The organism is Pigmentiphaga humi (assembly GCF_900606115.1).
In the GTDB taxonomy this organism is placed as follows: domain Bacteria; phylum Pseudomonadota; class Gammaproteobacteria; order Burkholderiales; family Burkholderiaceae_B; genus Pigmentiphaga; species Pigmentiphaga humi.
The window spans coordinates 1-16547 of the sequence record NZ_UWPJ01000016.1 but is presented as its reverse complement, the minus strand read 5'-3'; the positions used below and the strand labels follow the sequence as shown (position 1 = coordinate 16547).

Annotated in this window: 15 protein-coding genes; 14 read left to right on the top strand and 1 reads right to left on the bottom strand. The window is 67.7% G+C overall.

Annotated features, from left to right (window positions below):
- The first annotated feature begins 15 nt into the window (after positions 1 to 15).
- From PIGHUM_RS09240 to PIGHUM_RS09210, 7 genes are all read left to right on the top strand, one after another.
- Complete coding sequence (locus tag PIGHUM_RS09240; RefSeq protein ID WP_160142220.1) at positions 16 to 2547, top strand: ABC transporter permease; 2532 nt, start codon at positions 16 to 18, stop codon at positions 2545 to 2547.
- 134 nt (positions 2548 to 2681) lie between these two features.
- On the top strand, positions 2682 to 3113 hold the full coding sequence (locus PIGHUM_RS09235) for a group II truncated hemoglobin (protein WP_124079295.1): 432 nt from the start codon (positions 2682 to 2684) through the stop codon (positions 3111 to 3113).
- A gap of 68 nt (positions 3114 to 3181) precedes the next feature.
- Positions 3182 to 4666 (top strand): DNA recombination protein RmuC, encoded by a 1485-nt coding sequence (locus PIGHUM_RS09230; protein ID WP_425466702.1) that lies wholly within the window; start codon positions 3182 to 3184, stop codon positions 4664 to 4666.
- Positions 4667 to 4770: 104 nt separating this feature from the next.
- Entirely contained in the window at positions 4771 to 6444 is a 1674-nt protein-coding gene (locus PIGHUM_RS09225; RefSeq protein WP_124079293.1) for an isovaleryl-CoA dehydrogenase, read from the top strand.
- Between the two features lie 163 nt (positions 6445 to 6607).
- Complete coding sequence (locus PIGHUM_RS09220; RefSeq protein WP_124079292.1) at positions 6608 to 7183, top strand: VOC family protein; 576 nt, start codon at positions 6608 to 6610, stop codon at positions 7181 to 7183.
- Positions 7180 to 7971: an IclR family transcriptional regulator gene (locus tag PIGHUM_RS09215; protein WP_160142219.1), complete on the top strand. Its 792-nt coding sequence runs from the start codon at positions 7180 to 7182 to the stop codon at positions 7969 to 7971. Before PIGHUM_RS09220 ends, PIGHUM_RS09215 begins: the two co-directional genes overlap by 4 nt.
- A 50-nt stretch (positions 7972 to 8021) precedes the next feature.
- Complete coding sequence (locus PIGHUM_RS09210) at positions 8022 to 8999, top strand: Bug family tripartite tricarboxylate transporter substrate binding protein (protein WP_124079290.1); 978 nt, start codon at positions 8022 to 8024, stop codon at positions 8997 to 8999.
- 124 nt (positions 9000 to 9123) lie between these two features.
- Here the strand turns inward: PIGHUM_RS09210 and PIGHUM_RS09205 are convergent, their stop codons facing one another.
- Positions 9124 to 10032 carry a LysR family transcriptional regulator gene (locus PIGHUM_RS09205; RefSeq protein ID WP_160142218.1) on the bottom strand — a complete coding sequence of 303 codons (909 nt, stop codon included), beginning with the start codon at positions 10030 to 10032 and terminating at the stop codon, positions 9124 to 9126.
- Positions 10033 to 10154: 122 nt separating this feature from the next.
- Between PIGHUM_RS09205 and PIGHUM_RS09200 the strand changes: the two genes are divergently transcribed.
- The 7 genes from PIGHUM_RS09200 to phoU all read left to right on the top strand — a co-directional run bounded on the left by PIGHUM_RS09200 (position 10155) and on the right by phoU (position 16380).
- Positions 10155 to 11018 (top strand): amidohydrolase family protein, encoded by an 864-nt coding sequence (locus PIGHUM_RS09200; RefSeq protein ID WP_124079288.1) that lies wholly within the window; start codon positions 10155 to 10157, stop codon positions 11016 to 11018.
- 5 nt (positions 11019 to 11023) lie between these two features.
- The gene (locus tag PIGHUM_RS09195) at positions 11024 to 12001 is read left to right on the top strand and encodes a Bug family tripartite tricarboxylate transporter substrate binding protein (protein WP_124079287.1); all 978 of its coding nucleotides are present in this window, start codon (positions 11024 to 11026) and stop codon (positions 11999 to 12001) included.
- A gap of 16 nt (positions 12002 to 12017) precedes the next feature.
- Entirely contained in the window at positions 12018 to 12608 is a 591-nt protein-coding gene (locus PIGHUM_RS09190) for a cupin domain-containing protein (RefSeq protein ID WP_124079286.1), read from the top strand.
- A gap of 144 nt (positions 12609 to 12752) precedes the next feature.
- Positions 12753 to 13712 carry a UDP-glucuronic acid decarboxylase family protein gene (locus PIGHUM_RS09185; RefSeq protein WP_187697769.1) on the top strand — a complete coding sequence of 320 codons (960 nt, stop codon included), beginning with the start codon at positions 12753 to 12755 and terminating at the stop codon, positions 13710 to 13712.
- Positions 13713 to 13736: 24 nt separating this feature from the next.
- Positions 13737 to 14759, top strand: coding sequence for a hypothetical protein (locus tag PIGHUM_RS09180; protein WP_124079284.1), 1023 nt, complete (start codon positions 13737 to 13739; stop codon positions 14757 to 14759).
- 109 nt (positions 14760 to 14868) lie between these two features.
- On the top strand, positions 14869 to 15555 hold the full coding sequence (rpiA, locus tag PIGHUM_RS09175; RefSeq protein ID WP_124079283.1) for a ribose-5-phosphate isomerase RpiA: 687 nt from the start codon (positions 14869 to 14871) through the stop codon (positions 15553 to 15555).
- 123 nt (positions 15556 to 15678) lie between these two features.
- Positions 15679 to 16380 (top strand): phosphate signaling complex protein PhoU, encoded by a 702-nt coding sequence (gene phoU / locus PIGHUM_RS09170; RefSeq protein WP_124079282.1) that lies wholly within the window; start codon positions 15679 to 15681, stop codon positions 16378 to 16380.
- Positions 16381 to 16547 lie beyond the last annotated feature (167 nt).

Genomic DNA, 16547 nt, shown 5'->3' with positions numbered 1-16547 from the left:
TGCTCGCGCCGGTCCATGACTCCTGACGCACGTTCGCTTTCGTTCTTTTCCTCCTTGCTGCAGGCCTGGCGCATGACGCTGCGCGACTGGCGTTCCGGCGAGCTGCGGCTGCTGGCGCTGGCGCTGGTCATCGCGGTGGCGTCCGTCTCCAGCGTGGGCTTCCTGGCCGACCGCATCCGCCTGGCGCTGGAGCGCGATGCCGCGCAGTTGCTGGGGGGCGACCTGGTGCTGGGCTCCGATGCGCCCGCCTCCGACGCGCAGCGCGAGGCGGCGAGCAGCCGGGGGCTGCAACTGACCGACACCTTGCAGTTCCCCTCCATGGCGAGTGCGGGCGAGGGCGATGCGCAGCGCTCGCAACTGGCCGCGCTCAAGGCGGTGCAGCCAGGTTACCCCTTGCGCGGCGCCTTGCGGGTCGCGGACGGCCCGAATGCGCCGGATGCGGCGACGAGCGAGATCCCCGAGTCCGGAACGGTATGGGTGGACCCGCAATTGCTGACGCTGCTCGACGTCGGCGTGGGCGGCACGCTGCAATTGGGCGACAGCGCGTTTCGCGTGGCGCGCGTGCTGACCGTCGAGCCCGACCGCGGCATGAACTTCATCAATGTCGCGCCGCGCGTGCTGATGCGCGCCGACGACCTGGAGGCCACCGGGCTGGTGACCATCGGCAGCCGGATTTCGTATCGGCTGCTGGCCGCGGGTCCACCGGCCGCCGTGCGGGACTACGCCGCCTGGCTCGAGGCGCATCCGCAGCGCGGCCAGCACGTCGAGACGCTGGATTCGGGGCGTCCGGAAATGCGCCGCACGATAGACCGCGCCCAGCAATTCCTGTCGCTGGTGGCTCTATTGGCCGCGCTGATCGCGGCCGTCGCGGTGGCGCTGGCGGCCCGGCGCTTTACGCTGCGGCATGTCGACAGCGTCGCGGTCATGCGCTGCCTGGGCACGACGCAGCCCATGCTGGCCAGGCTGTTCTGCGCCGAATTCTTGATCATCGCGCTGGCGGCCGCGTTGGCGGGCAGCGCGCTGGGCTATGCGGCCCACGAAGGGCTGATCGTGCTGCTGGGCGGTCTCATCACGGCGGACCTGCCGCGCGCGGGCGCGCTGCCGGCGGTGCAGGGCTTCCTGGCCGGCGTCTGGCTGCTGCTGGGCTTCGCGCTGCCGCCGCTGGCGCAGTTGCGCAACGTTTCGCCGGTGCGCGTGCTGCGTCGGGAAACCGCCGGCGCCGCGCCGGCGCGCACGGCGCTGGGCTACGGCGTGGGCGCATTGGGTTTCGCCCTGCTGCTGCTGTGGTTCGCGCGCGACCTGACACTCGGCCTGATGGTGGCGGGCGGCTTCCTGGCCGGCTTCCTGCTGTTCGCCGGCGTGGCGTGGCTGGGGGTTCGCTGGCTCGAGCCGCTGCGGCAATGGCAGCGCGGCCCGGTGGCGCTGCGCTTTGCGCTGGCGGGCGTGGTGCGGCGGCGCGGCGCGACGGTGGCGCAGGTATGCGCGCTGGCGGTGGGGCTGATGGCCCTGCTGCTGCTGGCGGTGACCCGCGGCGACCTGGTCGACGGCTGGCGCCAGGCCGCGCCGCCCGATGCGCCCAATCGTTTCCTGATCAACATCCAGCCCGATCAGCGCGACGCCGTGGCGCAGCGCCTGCGCGCCGCCGGCATCGGCCAGGCCGCGCTGTACCCGATGGTGCGCGGCCGCCTGATCGAGATCAACGGCCGTGCCGTGGGGCCGGACGATTACGAGGAAGACCGCGCCAAGCGGCTGGTGGACCGCGAGTTCAACCTGTCCTACATGGACGCGATGCCGGGCCACAACCGGTCCGTGTCCGGGCGCTGGCTGGACCCGGCGGCGCACGAGGTCTCCATGGAAGAGGGCATCGCCAAGACCCTCGGCGTGAAGCTGGGCGATGCGCTGCGTTTCGACATCGCCGGCAATACCGTGGACGTGAAGGTTGCGGGAACTCGCGCGGTGGACTGGGATTCCATGCAGGTCAACTTCTTCGCCATCATGTCGCCGGCCGCGCTGCGCGACATGCCGCAGAGCTGGATCACCGCGCTGCACTTGCCGGCGGACCAGGCCGCCTTGCCCAACGCACTGGTGCGCGAGTTCCCCAACCTGACGATCTTCGACACCAGCGCGATTCTCAGGCAGGTGCAGGGCGTCCTGGAGCAGGTGGTTGCGGCGGTGCAGTTCCTGTTCCTGTTCACGCTGGCGGCGGGCTGCCTGGTGCTCTATGCGGCGCTGGCCTCGACGCGCGACGAACGGGTGCGCGAGGCGGGCCTGCTGCGCGCGCTCGGGGCGACGCGCCGCCAGTTGTCGGTGGCGCAATGGCTGGAGCTGGGCGTGATCGGCGGGGCGGCGGGCCTGCTGGCGGCCGTCGGCGCATCGGCCATCGCATGGCTATTGGCGCGTTTCGTGTTCAACTTCGCGTGGACCCCGGCGCTGTGGATATGGGGCGCGGGTTTGCTGGCAGGCGTGGCCTGCGCCTGGGTGGGCGGATGGATGGGCTTGCGCGGCGTGCTGCGCCATCCGCCGCTGGCCACGCTGAGAGAAGGGTAGCCCCCTCTACGCGCTTACGTGCGCCACCCAGGGGGTGGCACTGGCGGACCGGCGGAGCCGGATCCGCGGTGCCCTGGATCGGGCAGCGGCGGTTTGACGCATCCGAGGTGCGCGCAGCCGCATGGATAATTGAAATGAATGACAGAACGATATTGATCCAGCAGCCGTCCGAGCCGACATCGGTCGGCGAGACGGTGTTCGAACGCATAGGCGGCGAGGCGCGGGTGCGCGAGCTGGTGGACCGCTTCTACGATCTGATGGATCTCGATGCGGACCTGGCCGACCTGCGCGCCGTGCACGGGCCTTCGTTGGACCAGGCGCGCGACAAGCTGTTCTGGTTCCTGTGCGGCTGGATGGGCGGCCCGGACCACTACATCAGCCGCTTCGGCCATCCGCGCCTGCGCGCGCGCCACCTGCCGTTCTCGATCGGAAATGCGGAGCGCGACCAATGGGTGGTATGCATGGGCCGCGCCATGCAGCAGGTGGGGATCGATGCCGGGCTGGCCGACAAGCTGCTGGCCTCGTTCTACAACACTGCAGATTGGATGCGCAATAGGCAGGGCTAGCCGGGCGCCGCGCGGAAAGCTCCCGAGCGCGGCCAGGTTCTACAATGCCGGCTTTTGGGGATCCAGCCTTGACCGATTACCTGTTGTGGGCCAGCACCGGAGCCGCCGTGCTGGCCGCCCTGTTCGCCTTGCTCGCGCTGCTGCGCGCATCCCGTCGCGACGATGAACGGCCCGACCGCATCCTGGAGGCGCAGGAGCGCATGGAGCGGACCTTGCGCGCCGAGATCGCCGAGAGCCAGCGCGGTTTGCGCACGGAGCTGGCCGAATCGACCCGCAGCCTGCGCTCCGAATTGGGCCAGACCCTGGCGCAGGGCCTGCAGGCGCTGGGCGGCCAGCAGGCGCAGCAGGCCCAGGTCCTGAACCAGCAGCTCGATGCCTTCGCGCAGAACCTGACCACGCTGACGGCACAACTGCAGGAACGCTTCGAGGCGCTGCGCGTCTCGCTCACGCGCGACGCGGCGGTCAGCCGCGAAGAGGGCGCGCTGGCGCTGCAGCGCTTCGCCGATCGTTTTTCCGAGCAACTGCGCGTGCTGACCGAGGCCAACGAACGCCGCATGACCGAGGTCCGGGCCACGGTCGAACAGCGGCTCAAGGACATGCAGGCCGACAACTCGGTCAAGCTCGAAGAAATGCGCCGCACCGTGGACGAGAAATTGCACGCCACGCTGGAGCAGCGCCTGGGCGAATCCTTCAAGCTGGTGTCCGACCGGCTCGAAGCGGTGCACAAGGGACTGGGCGAGATGCAGAGCCTGGCGGCCGGCGTGGGCGACCTCAAGCGCGTGCTGACCAACGTCAAGACGCGCGGCACCTGGGGTGAAGTGCAGTTGGGCATGCTGATCGAGCAGACCATGACCCCTGCCCAGTACGGCCGCAACATCAAGCCCGTGCCGGGCAGCGACGAACTGGTGGAGTTCGCCATCCGGCTGCCGGGGCGCGGCGACGATGCCGTGCCGGTCTGGCTGCCCATCGACGCCAAGTTTCCCAAGGAAGAATACGAGCGCCTGGTCGATGCGCAGGATCGCGCCGACCTCGAGGCCGTGCGCAGCGCCGGCGCCGCCTTCGAGCGCGGGGTCGAACTGGAGGGGCGCCGCATCGGCTCGAAGTACATCGCGCCGCCGCACACTACCGATTTCGCCATCATGTTCCTGCCCACCGAGGGCCTCTACGCCGAAGTGCTGCGGCGCGCCGGATTGATGGACAAGCTGCATGCGCTGCGCATCAGCGTGGCGGGACCGAGCAACCTGGCGGCGCTGCTCAACAGCCTGCAGATGGGTTTCCGCACGCTGGCGATCGAGCAGCGCTCGTCCGAGGTGTGGAAGGTGCTCGGGGCGGTCAAGTCCGAGTTCGGCAAGTTCGGCGATGCGCTGGCCAGCGTCAAGAAAACGCTGGAGACGGCCAGCAACAAGATCGGCCAGACCGAAGTGCGCACCCGCGCGATGCTGCGCAACCTCAAGACCGTGGAAGCGCTGCCCGAGAACCAGGCGCGCCAGTTGCTGGGGTCGGAGGACGACAACCTGGCCGCCGACGAGGAAGAACCCGCCGACGGCGCCTGATCCGCGGCCGGGAGCCGATCCTCGCGCACGGGTTCCACCGTCGCCGGCGCGGCGCTACACTGCCTGGGTCCGGCGATGCCGCATGCGCGGCCGGGGAGCCGATCATGACCGATGGCGATGCAGGCGAGCCGGCCAATGTGGTGGACCCGCTGGCTGACTACTCCCTCTACGACACCGACCTCGCCCTGCGCGAGGCGGTAGAGCGCGAAGGCGCGGGCCGGGCGCATGGGCAGTTGAGCGCGCACGGAGGCTGGCTGGGCAGCCGCGAGGCGCTCGACGCCGGCCGCGACGCCAATCTTCACCCGCCATGCTTCGTTCCCATCGACCCGGTCGGGCGGCGCATCGACGAGGTCCGCTTCCATCCCGCCTGGCATGTGCTGATGCGCGCCATCGTGGCGCAGGGGCTGCATGACGGCCCCTGGTCCGCGCCGCAGCCCGGGGCGCTGGTGGCGCGCGCGGCGGGCTACGTCATGCAGGGCCAGGTCGATGCCGGCACGCTGTGCCCGACCACCATGACCTTCGCCGCCGCGGCGGTACTGGCCGCCGAACCTCCCGGCGAGATCGATTTCGCGCGCGACTGGCGGCCTGTGCTGTGTTCGCGCAGCTACGATCCGGCCGACGCGCCGATCGCGGCCAAGCGCGGCGCGCTGGTCGGCATGGGCATGACCGAGAAGCAGGGCGGCTCGGACGTGCGCGCCAACACTACCCGCGCCGATCCCTGCGGCGCGCCGGGCCGCGGGCGCGGCTACCTGCTGACCGGCCACAAGTGGTTTTATTCCGTTCCCCAGGCCGATGCGCACCTGGTGCTGGCGCAGGCGGCCGAGGGCTTGTCCTGCTTTTTCGTGCCGCGCTACGGTCCGGACGGCCGCCGCAACGCGGTGCGCATCCTGCGGCTCAAGGACAAGCTGGGCAATCGCAGCAACGCCAGCGCCGAAGTGGAATTCCACGGCGCCTGGGGAATGATGGTGGGGGAGCCCGGCCGCGGCGTGCCCACGATTATCGAGATGGCCGCCTGCACCCGGCTCGATTGCGTGCTGGGCAGCGCCGCGCTGCTGCGCCAGGCGCTCGTGCAGGCGCTGCACTTCTGCACGCACCGGCACGCCTTCGGCCGACCGCTGGTCCGGCAGCCGCTGATGCGCCACGTGCTGGCCGACCTGGCGCTGGAGAGCGAAGCCGCCACGGTGCTGGGGCTGCGGCTGGCGCGCGCCTTCGCCGGGCAGGATCCGCTGGAGCGCGCGATCCGGCGCATCGTGACGCCGGCCGCCAAATACTGGGTCTGCAAACGCGCCGAGGCCGCCATCGCCGAGTGCATGGAAGCCTGCGGCGGCAACGGCTACGTCGAAGACGGCCCCATGCCCAGGCTTTATCGCGAGGCGCCCGTCAATGCGATCTGGGAGGGTTCGGGCAATGTCATGTGCCTGGACGTCCTGCGCGCCATGCGCCGCGATCCGCAGGGTTTCGAGGCGCTGGCCGAATACCTGCGGGAGCGCGGCGGCGGCAGCGTCGAGTTCCGTTCCGCATGGCAGGCGTGGATGGAACTGTGCGCCAAGCCCGAGGATGCGGAGTTCAAGGCGCGCCGCATCGCCGGCCTGCTGACCTGCCTGCTGCAGGCGGCATTGCTGCGCGAGTCGCCGGGCGGCATGGCGGCCGATGCCTTTATCGCGGCACGCCTGGCCCAGCCCGGCTGGCTGTACGGGGACAGCGGCACCGGCCATGGCGACGCGGTCTGCGGCCTGCTGCTGGCCCGGGCCTGGCCGCCGGCCGCCCGGCAGGCCTGAAACCGGCCGGGCGCGCCGGTCGGCCGCGATTCTCCACGTTTTTCGTGCGCTCTTCCGGAATCAGGGTTTTCGTGGGTGATTTTTTCTGGTTTTTTGCGCATAATGCGAAAAACTAGATAAATTATCGCTTCTATCATTCGTATAGAGCTAGAGGATTCCTGTAATGCAGAAAAAGCCCGGTCTTTCCTTCAGTCACGTCGGTATTTTCGTCAGGGACATCGTCCGCATGGCGGATTTCTATTCCAACGTGCTCGATTTCACGATCACCGACCGCGGCAAGCTCGACAGCCCGCATGGCCCGTTGGACCTGGTCTTCACCAGCCGCGACCCGGACGTCCATCACCAGATCGTGCTGGTGTCGGGCCGCCCGGAACACGTGCCGTTCAACGTGATCAACCAGTTGTCGCTGCAGGCCGATTCGCTGGAAACCCTGCAGGCCTTCTACCGCCGCCTCAAGGACGATCCCGGCGTGAGCGACCTGCAGCCCGTCACGCACGGCAACGCGCTTTCGCTCTATTGCCGCGATCCCGAGGGCAACCGGCTGGAGCTCTATGTCGATACGCCCTGGTACGTGTCGCAGCCCATGCGCGTGCCCATGCCCATCGAACTGCCGCCCGACGAGCTGATGGCCTGGTCCGAGCGCCATGCGCGCGCGCTGCCCGGCTTCTGCAGCCGGGAGGAATGGCGCGCGAAGATGGCGCGCAAGATGGACGCCGCCGCGTCGGGCGCGCAGGCATGAGTCCAGCGCCGGCTGCGGATGCCGACGACGCGGCGGGCCGCGACGGCTCGGGCGAAGGCGGTTCGAGCCTGGAGCGCATGCTGCGCCTGCTCGACGCCTACACGCACGAGCGCCATGCCTGGAACGTCGACGACCTGGCGGCGCACTTCGGTTTTACGCCTTCGTCCACTTATCGCTACGTCAAGGAGCTGTGCAAGGCCGGCCTGCTGGTGCGCCTGCCGCGCGGGGTCTACGCAGTGGGCGCGCGCGTGGTCGAGCTCGAAGCGCTGATCCGCGAGACCGATCCGGTCATCCGGGTCGGCAAGCCGATGCTGCGCGGCCTGGCCGAAGAGACCGGCTGCCACGTGCTGCTGTCCAACGTCTACGGCGACCACCTGCTCAACGTGCTGGTCGAACCCGGCATCGAGCCGCTGGAGCTGACCTACCTGCGCGGCAAGAGCCTGCCGTGGTTCCGCGGCGCGCCGTCGTTCAGCGTGCTGGCCTTCTGGCCGCGCGCGCGCGTGCGCAAGCTGTTCGACCAGACTTTTCCCTCCGGCGGCGCCGATTGGGACGACTGCTGGTCGCAATTGCGCGCCGTGCGCAAGGCGGGCTATTGCGTGAGCCACGAGGGGCTGGATCCGGACGTGGTGGGCTACGGCGCGCCGGTCATGCTCGAAGACGAAGTCATCGGAACGATATCGCTGGTCTGCTCGAAGCGGCGCAGCGATTTCCTGAACGGCGCGGCGCTGGGGGCCGCGCTGCAGCAAACGAGCCGCGCGCTCGGCGACAGGCTTCTGCAGGAAGCCTGAGTCCGCGCCGCGGCGATCGACTACACGGAAAAATCCATAAGGAGATAGCAATGATCAAGCAATACATTCCGGGCGCGCGCCTGGTCCTGGCGGGCCTGCTCGCCGCCTGCGTCCTGCCCGTGCACGCGCAGGGCGAATATCCGGCCCGGCCGATCAAGCTGCTGGTGGGCTTTGCGGCCGGCGGCGGCAGCGACGTGGTTGCGCGCCTGGTCGGCAAGAACCTGGGCGAGCGGCTGGGGCAGGCCGTCATCGTCGAGAACCGGGCCGGCGACGGCGGCAACATCGCCTCGGCCCAGGTGGCCAAGGCCGAGCCGGACGGCTACACGCTGGTGCTCATGACCAGCGGCCACGCGACCAACGCCGCCATGCGCAAAGACCTGCCGTTCCAGCCGGTCAAGAGCTACGAGTGGGTGTCCACCATCACCACGTATCCGCTCGCCTTGTCCGTGGCACCGTCCTCGCCCATCCAGTCGTTCGGCGATTTCCTGCAGCGCATCCGCACGGAAAAGGACCGCTATACCTATACCTCGGTGGGGGTGGGCACCGCCATGCACCTGGTAGGCGAATGGATCATGGCCGAAAGCGGCGGCAGCGCGCTGCATGTGCCGTTCAAGGGCGGATCCGCGCCCATCACCGAGCTGCTGGCCGGCCGCGTCGACGTGATGATCGACACCATGACCAACACCGCGCCGCTCTACAAGTCGCAGCGCGTCAGGCTGCTGGCGAGCACCGCGCCCAAGGGCGTGCAGGCCCTGCCGGGCGTGCCGAGCGTGGCCGATTCGCTGCCGGCCGTGGTGTACGACTCGTGGCTCGGCATCGCCGCGCCCGCGGGCACGCCGCGCGAGGTGATCGCGCGCCTGAACCGCGAACTGCGCGCCGTGCTCGACATCCCCGCCGTCCACCAGCAACTGGTGGACTGGGGCGGCACGCCGCGCGCCTCGTCGCCCGACGAATTCCGGACCCGGGTCGAAAGCGACATCGAGCGCCTGCGCGCCGTGGTGGTCCAGCGCAAGATCCAGGCCGACTGAGGCTGGTCCATCCCGACAGGAGCCTCGCGCCAGGCTCCGATGGAGCGCGGCACGGTCCCGGCAGGGGCGTGCCGCGCTTTCGTATAGAGGCCGCCCGCCTGGACGACCCTGTCTCGGGACTGCGTCAGCCCAGCCGCGACGGACGACGGAACGGCTTGAAAACTTCCTCCAGGAACGCGACGAAGGATCGGGCCCGCGGAGGCATATAGCGGGATTGCGCATAGACGGCGTAGAGCGTATCGCTGGATACGGCGTGGCGCGCCAGGACGGGCACCAGTTTGCCGTCCGCCAGGTCTTTCTCTACCAGGATCGAGTTGATCTGGGTGATGCCGATTCCCTGCAGGACAGCCTCGCGCAGTTCGTCGCCGCTGTTGACGACAAAATTTCCGTGCGGCGTGAAGGAGCGGGTCCGTCCGCCCACGGAGAACCGCCAGAGCCTGCGCTTGCCATTGAACAGCAGGCACATGCAGTTGTGGCCGCGTAGCTCGGCAACGCTGCGCGGCGCGCCGTGCTGGCTTAGATAGCCGGGCGTGGCGACCGTCACCCGCTGCGTGCGCGCCAGTTCTTTCGCGATGGACCTGCCGTCGCGCGGAGCGCCCACGCGTATGGCGAGGTCCAGTTGGTATTGCAGCAGATCGGTGACGTGATCGACCAGGATCAGTTCCAGCCGAATGTCCGGATGCGATGCGAAGTAGCCAGGCAGATGCGGCGTTACGTACAGCCTCGCCATTGCGTGGGGAATGCCTACCCGGAGCCGGCCTGCCGCGGCGCCTCGTTGAACCGACAATTGCCGTTCCGCATCCGCCAGGTCGCCGAGGATAGGTAGACAGCGCGCCAGGAAGGCGGAGCCTTCTTCGGTCAGGGCAACGCCGTGGGTGGTGCGGTTCAGCAAGCGCACACCCAGGTGTTTCTCAAGCTGGGAAACGTTCTTGGTGACGGCGGATGGGCTTACGCCCAATTGGCCGCTGGCCGCCGTAAAGCTCCCCAGGCCGGCGACCTTGGCGAACGCCGCGATCGCGGAGAATTTGTCCATGCGAGGGCGCTGTTCGGAATAAGAGGAAAAACCATTATGCCTTAGACGCGCTTCCTTTCCCGGCACGATTACAGGATCATGGCCGCCATGGATGCAAACGAGAAGACAGAACAGGAGACGGCATGATCCGAGATTGCCTGGGCCCGGACCCATGTCCGCGCACGCCCCTTTATCGAGCGCCGCCCGGGGCGACCGATTGCCACGCCCACGTGTTCGGGCCTTCTGCGCTTTTCCCGTTCATCGCAGACCGAAGCTTCACGCCTCCCGATGCGTCGGTAACGGACTATCTGCGCATGCTCGATGCAATAGGCATCGAGCGCGCGGTTCTCGTCCAGGGTTCCGTCCACGGCGCCGACAACCGGGCCGTGGCCGCCGCGGTCGAATCCGCCAGAGACCGCCTGCGCGGCGTTGCGATCATTCGCCCCGACACTCCCGAGCGCGATGTGCGCCGGCTTCATGAGCTGGGTTTTCGCGGCGCAAGGCTTTCCACCGTCGTGAAAGGAACCCCCGGCTTCGACTTGTTGGAGGCTGTCGCTGCCAAGGTGAAGCCTTTCGGCTGGCATCTCGTCGTGCATGTCGACCGGTCCCAGGAGCTTGCCGATCTTGCCGAGCGTCTGGCGGAGACCGGTTGTCCGCTCGTCGTCGACCACATCGCCCGGATACGCCTCGGCGAAGGGCTGGCTTCGCCCGGATTCCATGCGCTTGCCCGGCTGCTCGAAGCGGGCAACTGCTGGGTCAAGATATCCGGCCAGCACCGCATGTCGAAAATGGGTTTCCCCTGGTCCGACATGGAGCCGCTCGTACGTGCGGTGGTCCGGTTGCGCCCGGACCGCGTCCTGTGGGGCACGGATTGGCCGCACCCGAATCAGTACGACGACATGCAGAACGATGGGGACCTGCTCGATGCGTTCTCCAAGTGGGTGCCGGACGAAGCGCTGCGCCGTCGGATCCTGGTCACCAATCCTTCCATCCTCTACGGTTTCTGAACGATATGGCTACATTCGCGATCAATCTCTCACGCAGCCTGGCCGCCTCGCTACTGGTGTTCGGCGCTCTCGGCGCACAGGCACAGGAGTATCCGTCGAGGCCGATCACGGTCATCAACAGCTTCGCCCCGGGCGGCAACGCCGATATCGTCCTGCGGCTCGTCGCGGCTCGCATGAGCACAGGCCTGGGCCAGGCGGTGGTCGTCGAGAATCGTCCGGGGGCCAACGGCGTCATCGCGGCCGATGCCGTCGCCCGCGCACGTCCGGACGGCTACACCTTGCTGCTGGTCAGCGGCGCCTATCCGACGCTGGTTGCCACCACGGCGAAACTGCCTTTCGATCCGATCAAGGGGTTCTCCTGGATCTCGATGATGATCAGCTACCCGCTGGTCGTGACGGTGCCCGCGGATTCGCCCTTCAAGACGATTCCCGACCTGGTCGCGGCGGCAAAGGCGTCTCCGGGCAAGCTGGCCTATTCCTCGGCCGGGGTGGGATCGCTCTTCCATCTCGCCACCGAATCGTTCGAGTCGAGCGCTGGCATCGATATGATGCACGTGCCCTACAAGGGCGGGTCGGCGCCCTTGACGGAGCTGTTGGGAGGCAGCCGCCTGGACCTGACTTTCAACACCTTGTCCGTCATCGAGCCCGAATTGAAGGCGGGCCGGGTGAGGGCGCTTGCCGTCACTTCCGGCGCGCGTTCGCCCTTGCTGCCCGGCATACCCGCGGTTGCCGAATCCTATCCTGGCTACGAAGCGTCATCGTTCCTGGGCATTGCCGGGCCGGCGGGGATGAACGCCGAGGTGATCGAGCGGCTGAACCGGGAAATCCATAGGGTGCTTGCCACGCCTGAGATCCAGCAGCGCTTTGCCAGCCTGGGGGGAACGCCGCTCTCGGGATCCTCCCAGGACATGCGCCGCGACATCGAATCCGAGATCGCGCGATGGAGCGAAATCGTTGCCACGAAGAAAATCACTGTCCAGTAAGAACGAGGAATGCCCGATGAGTGCAAAACCCGGCGATCCAGGCTATGTCCGCCGCGTCGTGACCGGCCATGACGAGCGTGGCCGGGCCGTCGTGATATCCGATGGGCCTGCGCCCTTCGTCCATACGTCCGATTTGCGTCCAGGGTATGCCTCCACGGACATCTGGCGAACCGATGCCATGCCCGTCCCCATCCCCGCTGTGGCGCAGGAGCCTACGATGGGACCTCGCAGGCAGTTGCCAGCAAAGCGGGGCAGCGTCATCCGCATCAATACCCTGGTACCGGAAACCGACGCATCGAGGAGTTTCAGCGGGGAGCAGGTCGCCCGGCTGTTCGAGGGAATGGGGAATGCCGAGGGTTCCACCTTCGGGCAAACGGGCAGGCATCCGATGATGCACCGGACCGAGACCGTCGATTACGCCATCGTCCTTGCGGGTGAAATCACCATGCTGCTGGATGATGGCGAGGTGACCTTGCATGCCGGCGATGTCCTCGTTCAATGCGGGACCAACCATGCCTGGTCGAACCGGGGCAAAGAGCCGGCAAGGATCGCCTTCGTCCTGCTCGACGGGGAGTACGAGGAGGACCTGGGCAGCATGCCGGACTAGCGGGCGTCCGGGTCCTGGTCTTGCTGATGCGGCTTGCCAGGCGAATGCAGTCCTGGAATAGGGGACGTACGTTAAAATACGCACCTTTCCGAATCCCGCCACCTTCCGCCGCCCCATGTCCTGGAACGGCACATAGGACATTCAATGGTAAGACGAATTCTCGTGACCGGCGGCGCCGGCTTCCTCGGCTCGCATCTGGTGGAGCGGCTGCTGGAGCGCGGCGACGAGATCCTGTGTGTGGACAACTTCTTCACCGGCACGCGGCGCAACGTCGAGCACCTGATCGGGCATCCCCGCTTCGAGCTGATGCGGCACGACGTCTGCTTCCCGCTCTATGTGGAAGTGGACGAGATCTACAACCTGGCCTGCCCGGCATCGCCCATCCACTACCAGCACGATCCGGTGCAGACCACCAAGACCAGCGTCCACGGCGCCATCAACATGCTGGGACTGGCCAAGCGGCTGCGCGCCAAGATCCTGCAGGCCTCGACCTCCGAGGTCTACGGCGATCCGGTGGTCCATCCGCAGGTCGAGGATTACTGGGGCAACGTCAATCCCATCGGCATCCGCTCCTGCTACGACGAGGGCAAGCGCTGCGCCGAGACCCTGTTCTTCGACTACCACCGCCAGCACCGGCTGCGCATCAAGGTCGTGCGCATTTTCAACACCTATGGGCCGCGCATGCATCCGAACGACGGGCGCGTGGTGTCGAATTTCATCGTGCAGGCCTTGCGCGGCGAAGACATCACCATTTTCGGCGAAGGGCTGCAGACCCGTTCGTTCTGCTACCGCGACGATTTGATCGAAGCGATGATCCGCATGATGGACACGCCCGACGACGTTACCGGCCCGATCAACGTCGGCAATCCCAACGAGTTCACCATACGCGCGCTCGCCGAACTGGTCATCGAGATGACCGGTTCCAGGTCCAGACTCATTTTCAAGCCGCTGCCGCAGGACGACCCGATGCAGCGCCAGCCCGACATCGCGCGTGCGCGGGAGATCCTGCGCTGGGAGCCCGCGATCCCGCTGCGCGAGGGCCTGGAAAAGACCATTGCGTATTTCGACGAATTGCTCAAGCATGATGCCGCCGCCCTGGCGTGAGCGGCAACCGGGCGAGGAAGCGGCATGCTGAAGAAGGTCTTGCAGGCATCCGGCCTGGTGGGGACGCCGGACGGCGCGGAACTGGAGCATGCCTGCCGGTTCGTTTCCAGCCGCGGGCTGCTCAGGTCTTGCGAGCTGCACGCGCCGACGCCGGTATCGTCGTCGGGCCGCATTCCCGTTCCGGTGCGCATCGGTTTCCGGGCGGGCTTCGACAGCTTCTATCTGACGCCGGAGATGCTGGACCGCTTCGTCAGAAAGCATATGCCGGCGGTTTCGCGTCCGTTCACGCTGGTGACCGGCGATTCCGACATCGCGATCGCGCCGGGCCGGCAGCTCGCGCAGGCCACCATCGCGGCCTTGCTGGAGAACCCGCTGCTGACGCACTGGTTCGCCCAGAACCGCGTGTTCGAGCATCCCAAGCTCCATTCGATTCCGATCGGCATGGATTACCACACGATCTCGACGGCCACGCGGACCAAGAGCAAGGACCCGCATCCGTGGGGGGGAGCGGTTCCTCCCCGCGAGCAGGAGCGCCAGATCCAGGCCTTGTGCGCCGCCGCGCCTCCGCTCGCGGCGCGCGTGCCCAAGGCCTATTGCAATTGGCACTTCGCGCTCGACCGCGGCGACAGGCGCGAATGCATGGAGCGCGCGCATGCCGACGCGATGGTCTACCAGACCGAGTTCTCGACGCGCGACCAGACCTGGCGCCGCAATGCCGAGCACGCCTTCACGCTCAGCCCGTTCGGCATCGGTATGGATTGCCACCGTACCTGGGAGGCCATGGTCCTGGGCTCCATTCCCATCGTCAAGCACTCCAGCCTGGATGAGCTGTTCGACGATCTGCCAGTGCTGATCGTCGAAGACTGGGCCGACGTCACCCCTGCCAGGCTGGAACGGGAACTGGCGCGCATGGCTGCCTGCACCTACGATTATTCGCGCCTGGAGCTGGCGCATTGGACGGCCAGGATCCACCGCCGCCCGCTGCCGCCGGCGCGCCGGATGAGCATCGAGGAATTCGCCCGCTCCGGCGCGTCCGCCAGCGGGTAGGGCGAGGCGGGCCGCGCCCCGCGGCTGGCCGGGCGGCAGCCCTCGCCGCGGCCGGCAGATGCTAAAGTGTCCCCGTCCGGAACCCTTGCGCATTCTTGCAGCCCTCATCATGCTTTCCCAACAGGAACTCAAACAGCAGGCGGCCGATGCCGCGCTGGCATTCGTGGCCGAAGTGGCCGCTCCCGACGCGGTCATCGGCGTCGGCACCGGCTCGACCGCGGATCTGTTCATCGACGGCCTGGCCGCCTACAAGGACCGCATCCTGGGCACCGTAGCCAGCTCCGAACGCAGCGCTGCGCGCCTGGCCGGCCATGGCATCCGGGTGCTCGACCTCAACGACGTCGCCTGGATGCCCATCTATGTGGACGGCGCCGACGAGATCGACGACCATCTGCACATGATCAAGGGCGGCGGCGGCGCGCTCACGCGAGAGAAGATCGTCGCGTCGGTGGCCGAGCGCTTCATCTGCATCGCCGACGAATCCAAGCTGGTCGCCGAACTGGGCGCCTTTCCGCTGCCCATCGAGGTCATTCCAATGGCGCGCGAAGCCGTGGCCCGCGCCTTGCGGCTGCTGGGCGGCCAGCCCCGGCTGCGAGAAGATTTCGTGACCGACAACGGCAACGTCATCCTGGATGTGCACGGCATGCGCATTGCCGAGCCGCAGGGCCTGGAGAAGGTCGTCAACGATCTGCCCGGGGTCGTCACCTGCGGGCTGTTCGCGCTGCACGGCGCCGACGTCGCGCTGCTGGCCACGCAGGCCGGCGTACGCCGCCTGGACAAGCCGCGCCACGTGTGAGGTCTGCGGGGCAGCGCGGCCGGGCGACATATTCTTGTCACATGACGTTCATAAACTAGGCGATCGATGCCCGTTTTCCGCGGGCACGCACGCTCGTCCACAAGTCCTGAGCAGGGAGCCGGCATGACTGAACATACCCACAAACAATACGACGCCGAACTCGAAGAGGTCCGGTCGCGCTTTCTGCAAATGGGCGGGCTGGTCGAATCGCAGATCACGGGCGCCATCGACGGCCTGGCCAACGGCGACCTGGCCTCGCTGGAGCGCGTCATCGCGCGCGACGCGGAGGTGAACCGCTTCGAGATCGAGCTGGACGAGGCGTGCAGCCATATCCTGGCCCGCCGCCAGCCTACCGCCGGCGATCTGCGCATGATGATCACCGTGATCAAGATGATCACCGACATGGAGCGCGCCGGCGACGAGGCCGAGAAGATCGCCCGCATGGCCAAGCTGATCCACGAAGCCGGCCGCATGAACATGCCTGCGGTCGAGCTCTGGCACATGGCCAATACCGTCGTGACCATGCTGCGCAAGGCGCTGGACGCCTTCGCCCGCCTCGACGCGCAGGCCGCCGCGCAGGTGGTGCGCCAGGACAAGGGCGTGGACGCCGAGTGGCAGGGCGTCATCCGCCAGCTGATCACCTACATGATCGAAGACCCGCGCAAGATATCGCGCTCCATCGAATTGCTGTTCATCGCCAAGGCCCTCGAGCGCATCGGCGATCACGCCAAGAACATGTGCGAACTGGTGGTGTACATGGTCAAGGGCCGCGACGTGCGCCATACGGGCGTGGACAACGTGGAGCGGGAGGCCGCGGCTAATTGAAGCCCCCCCCTACGCGCTTACGCGCGCCCCCCAGGGGGCGGCACTGGCGGACCGGCGGAGCCGGATCCGCTGTGCCCGTCTGGGGGGCGGGGTGCGTTCTGTTGTATTGAGGGCGTGACGCGTGCGGAGTGGTGGGGGAGTTGATCTGACGCAAGGCGGGGCGAGGC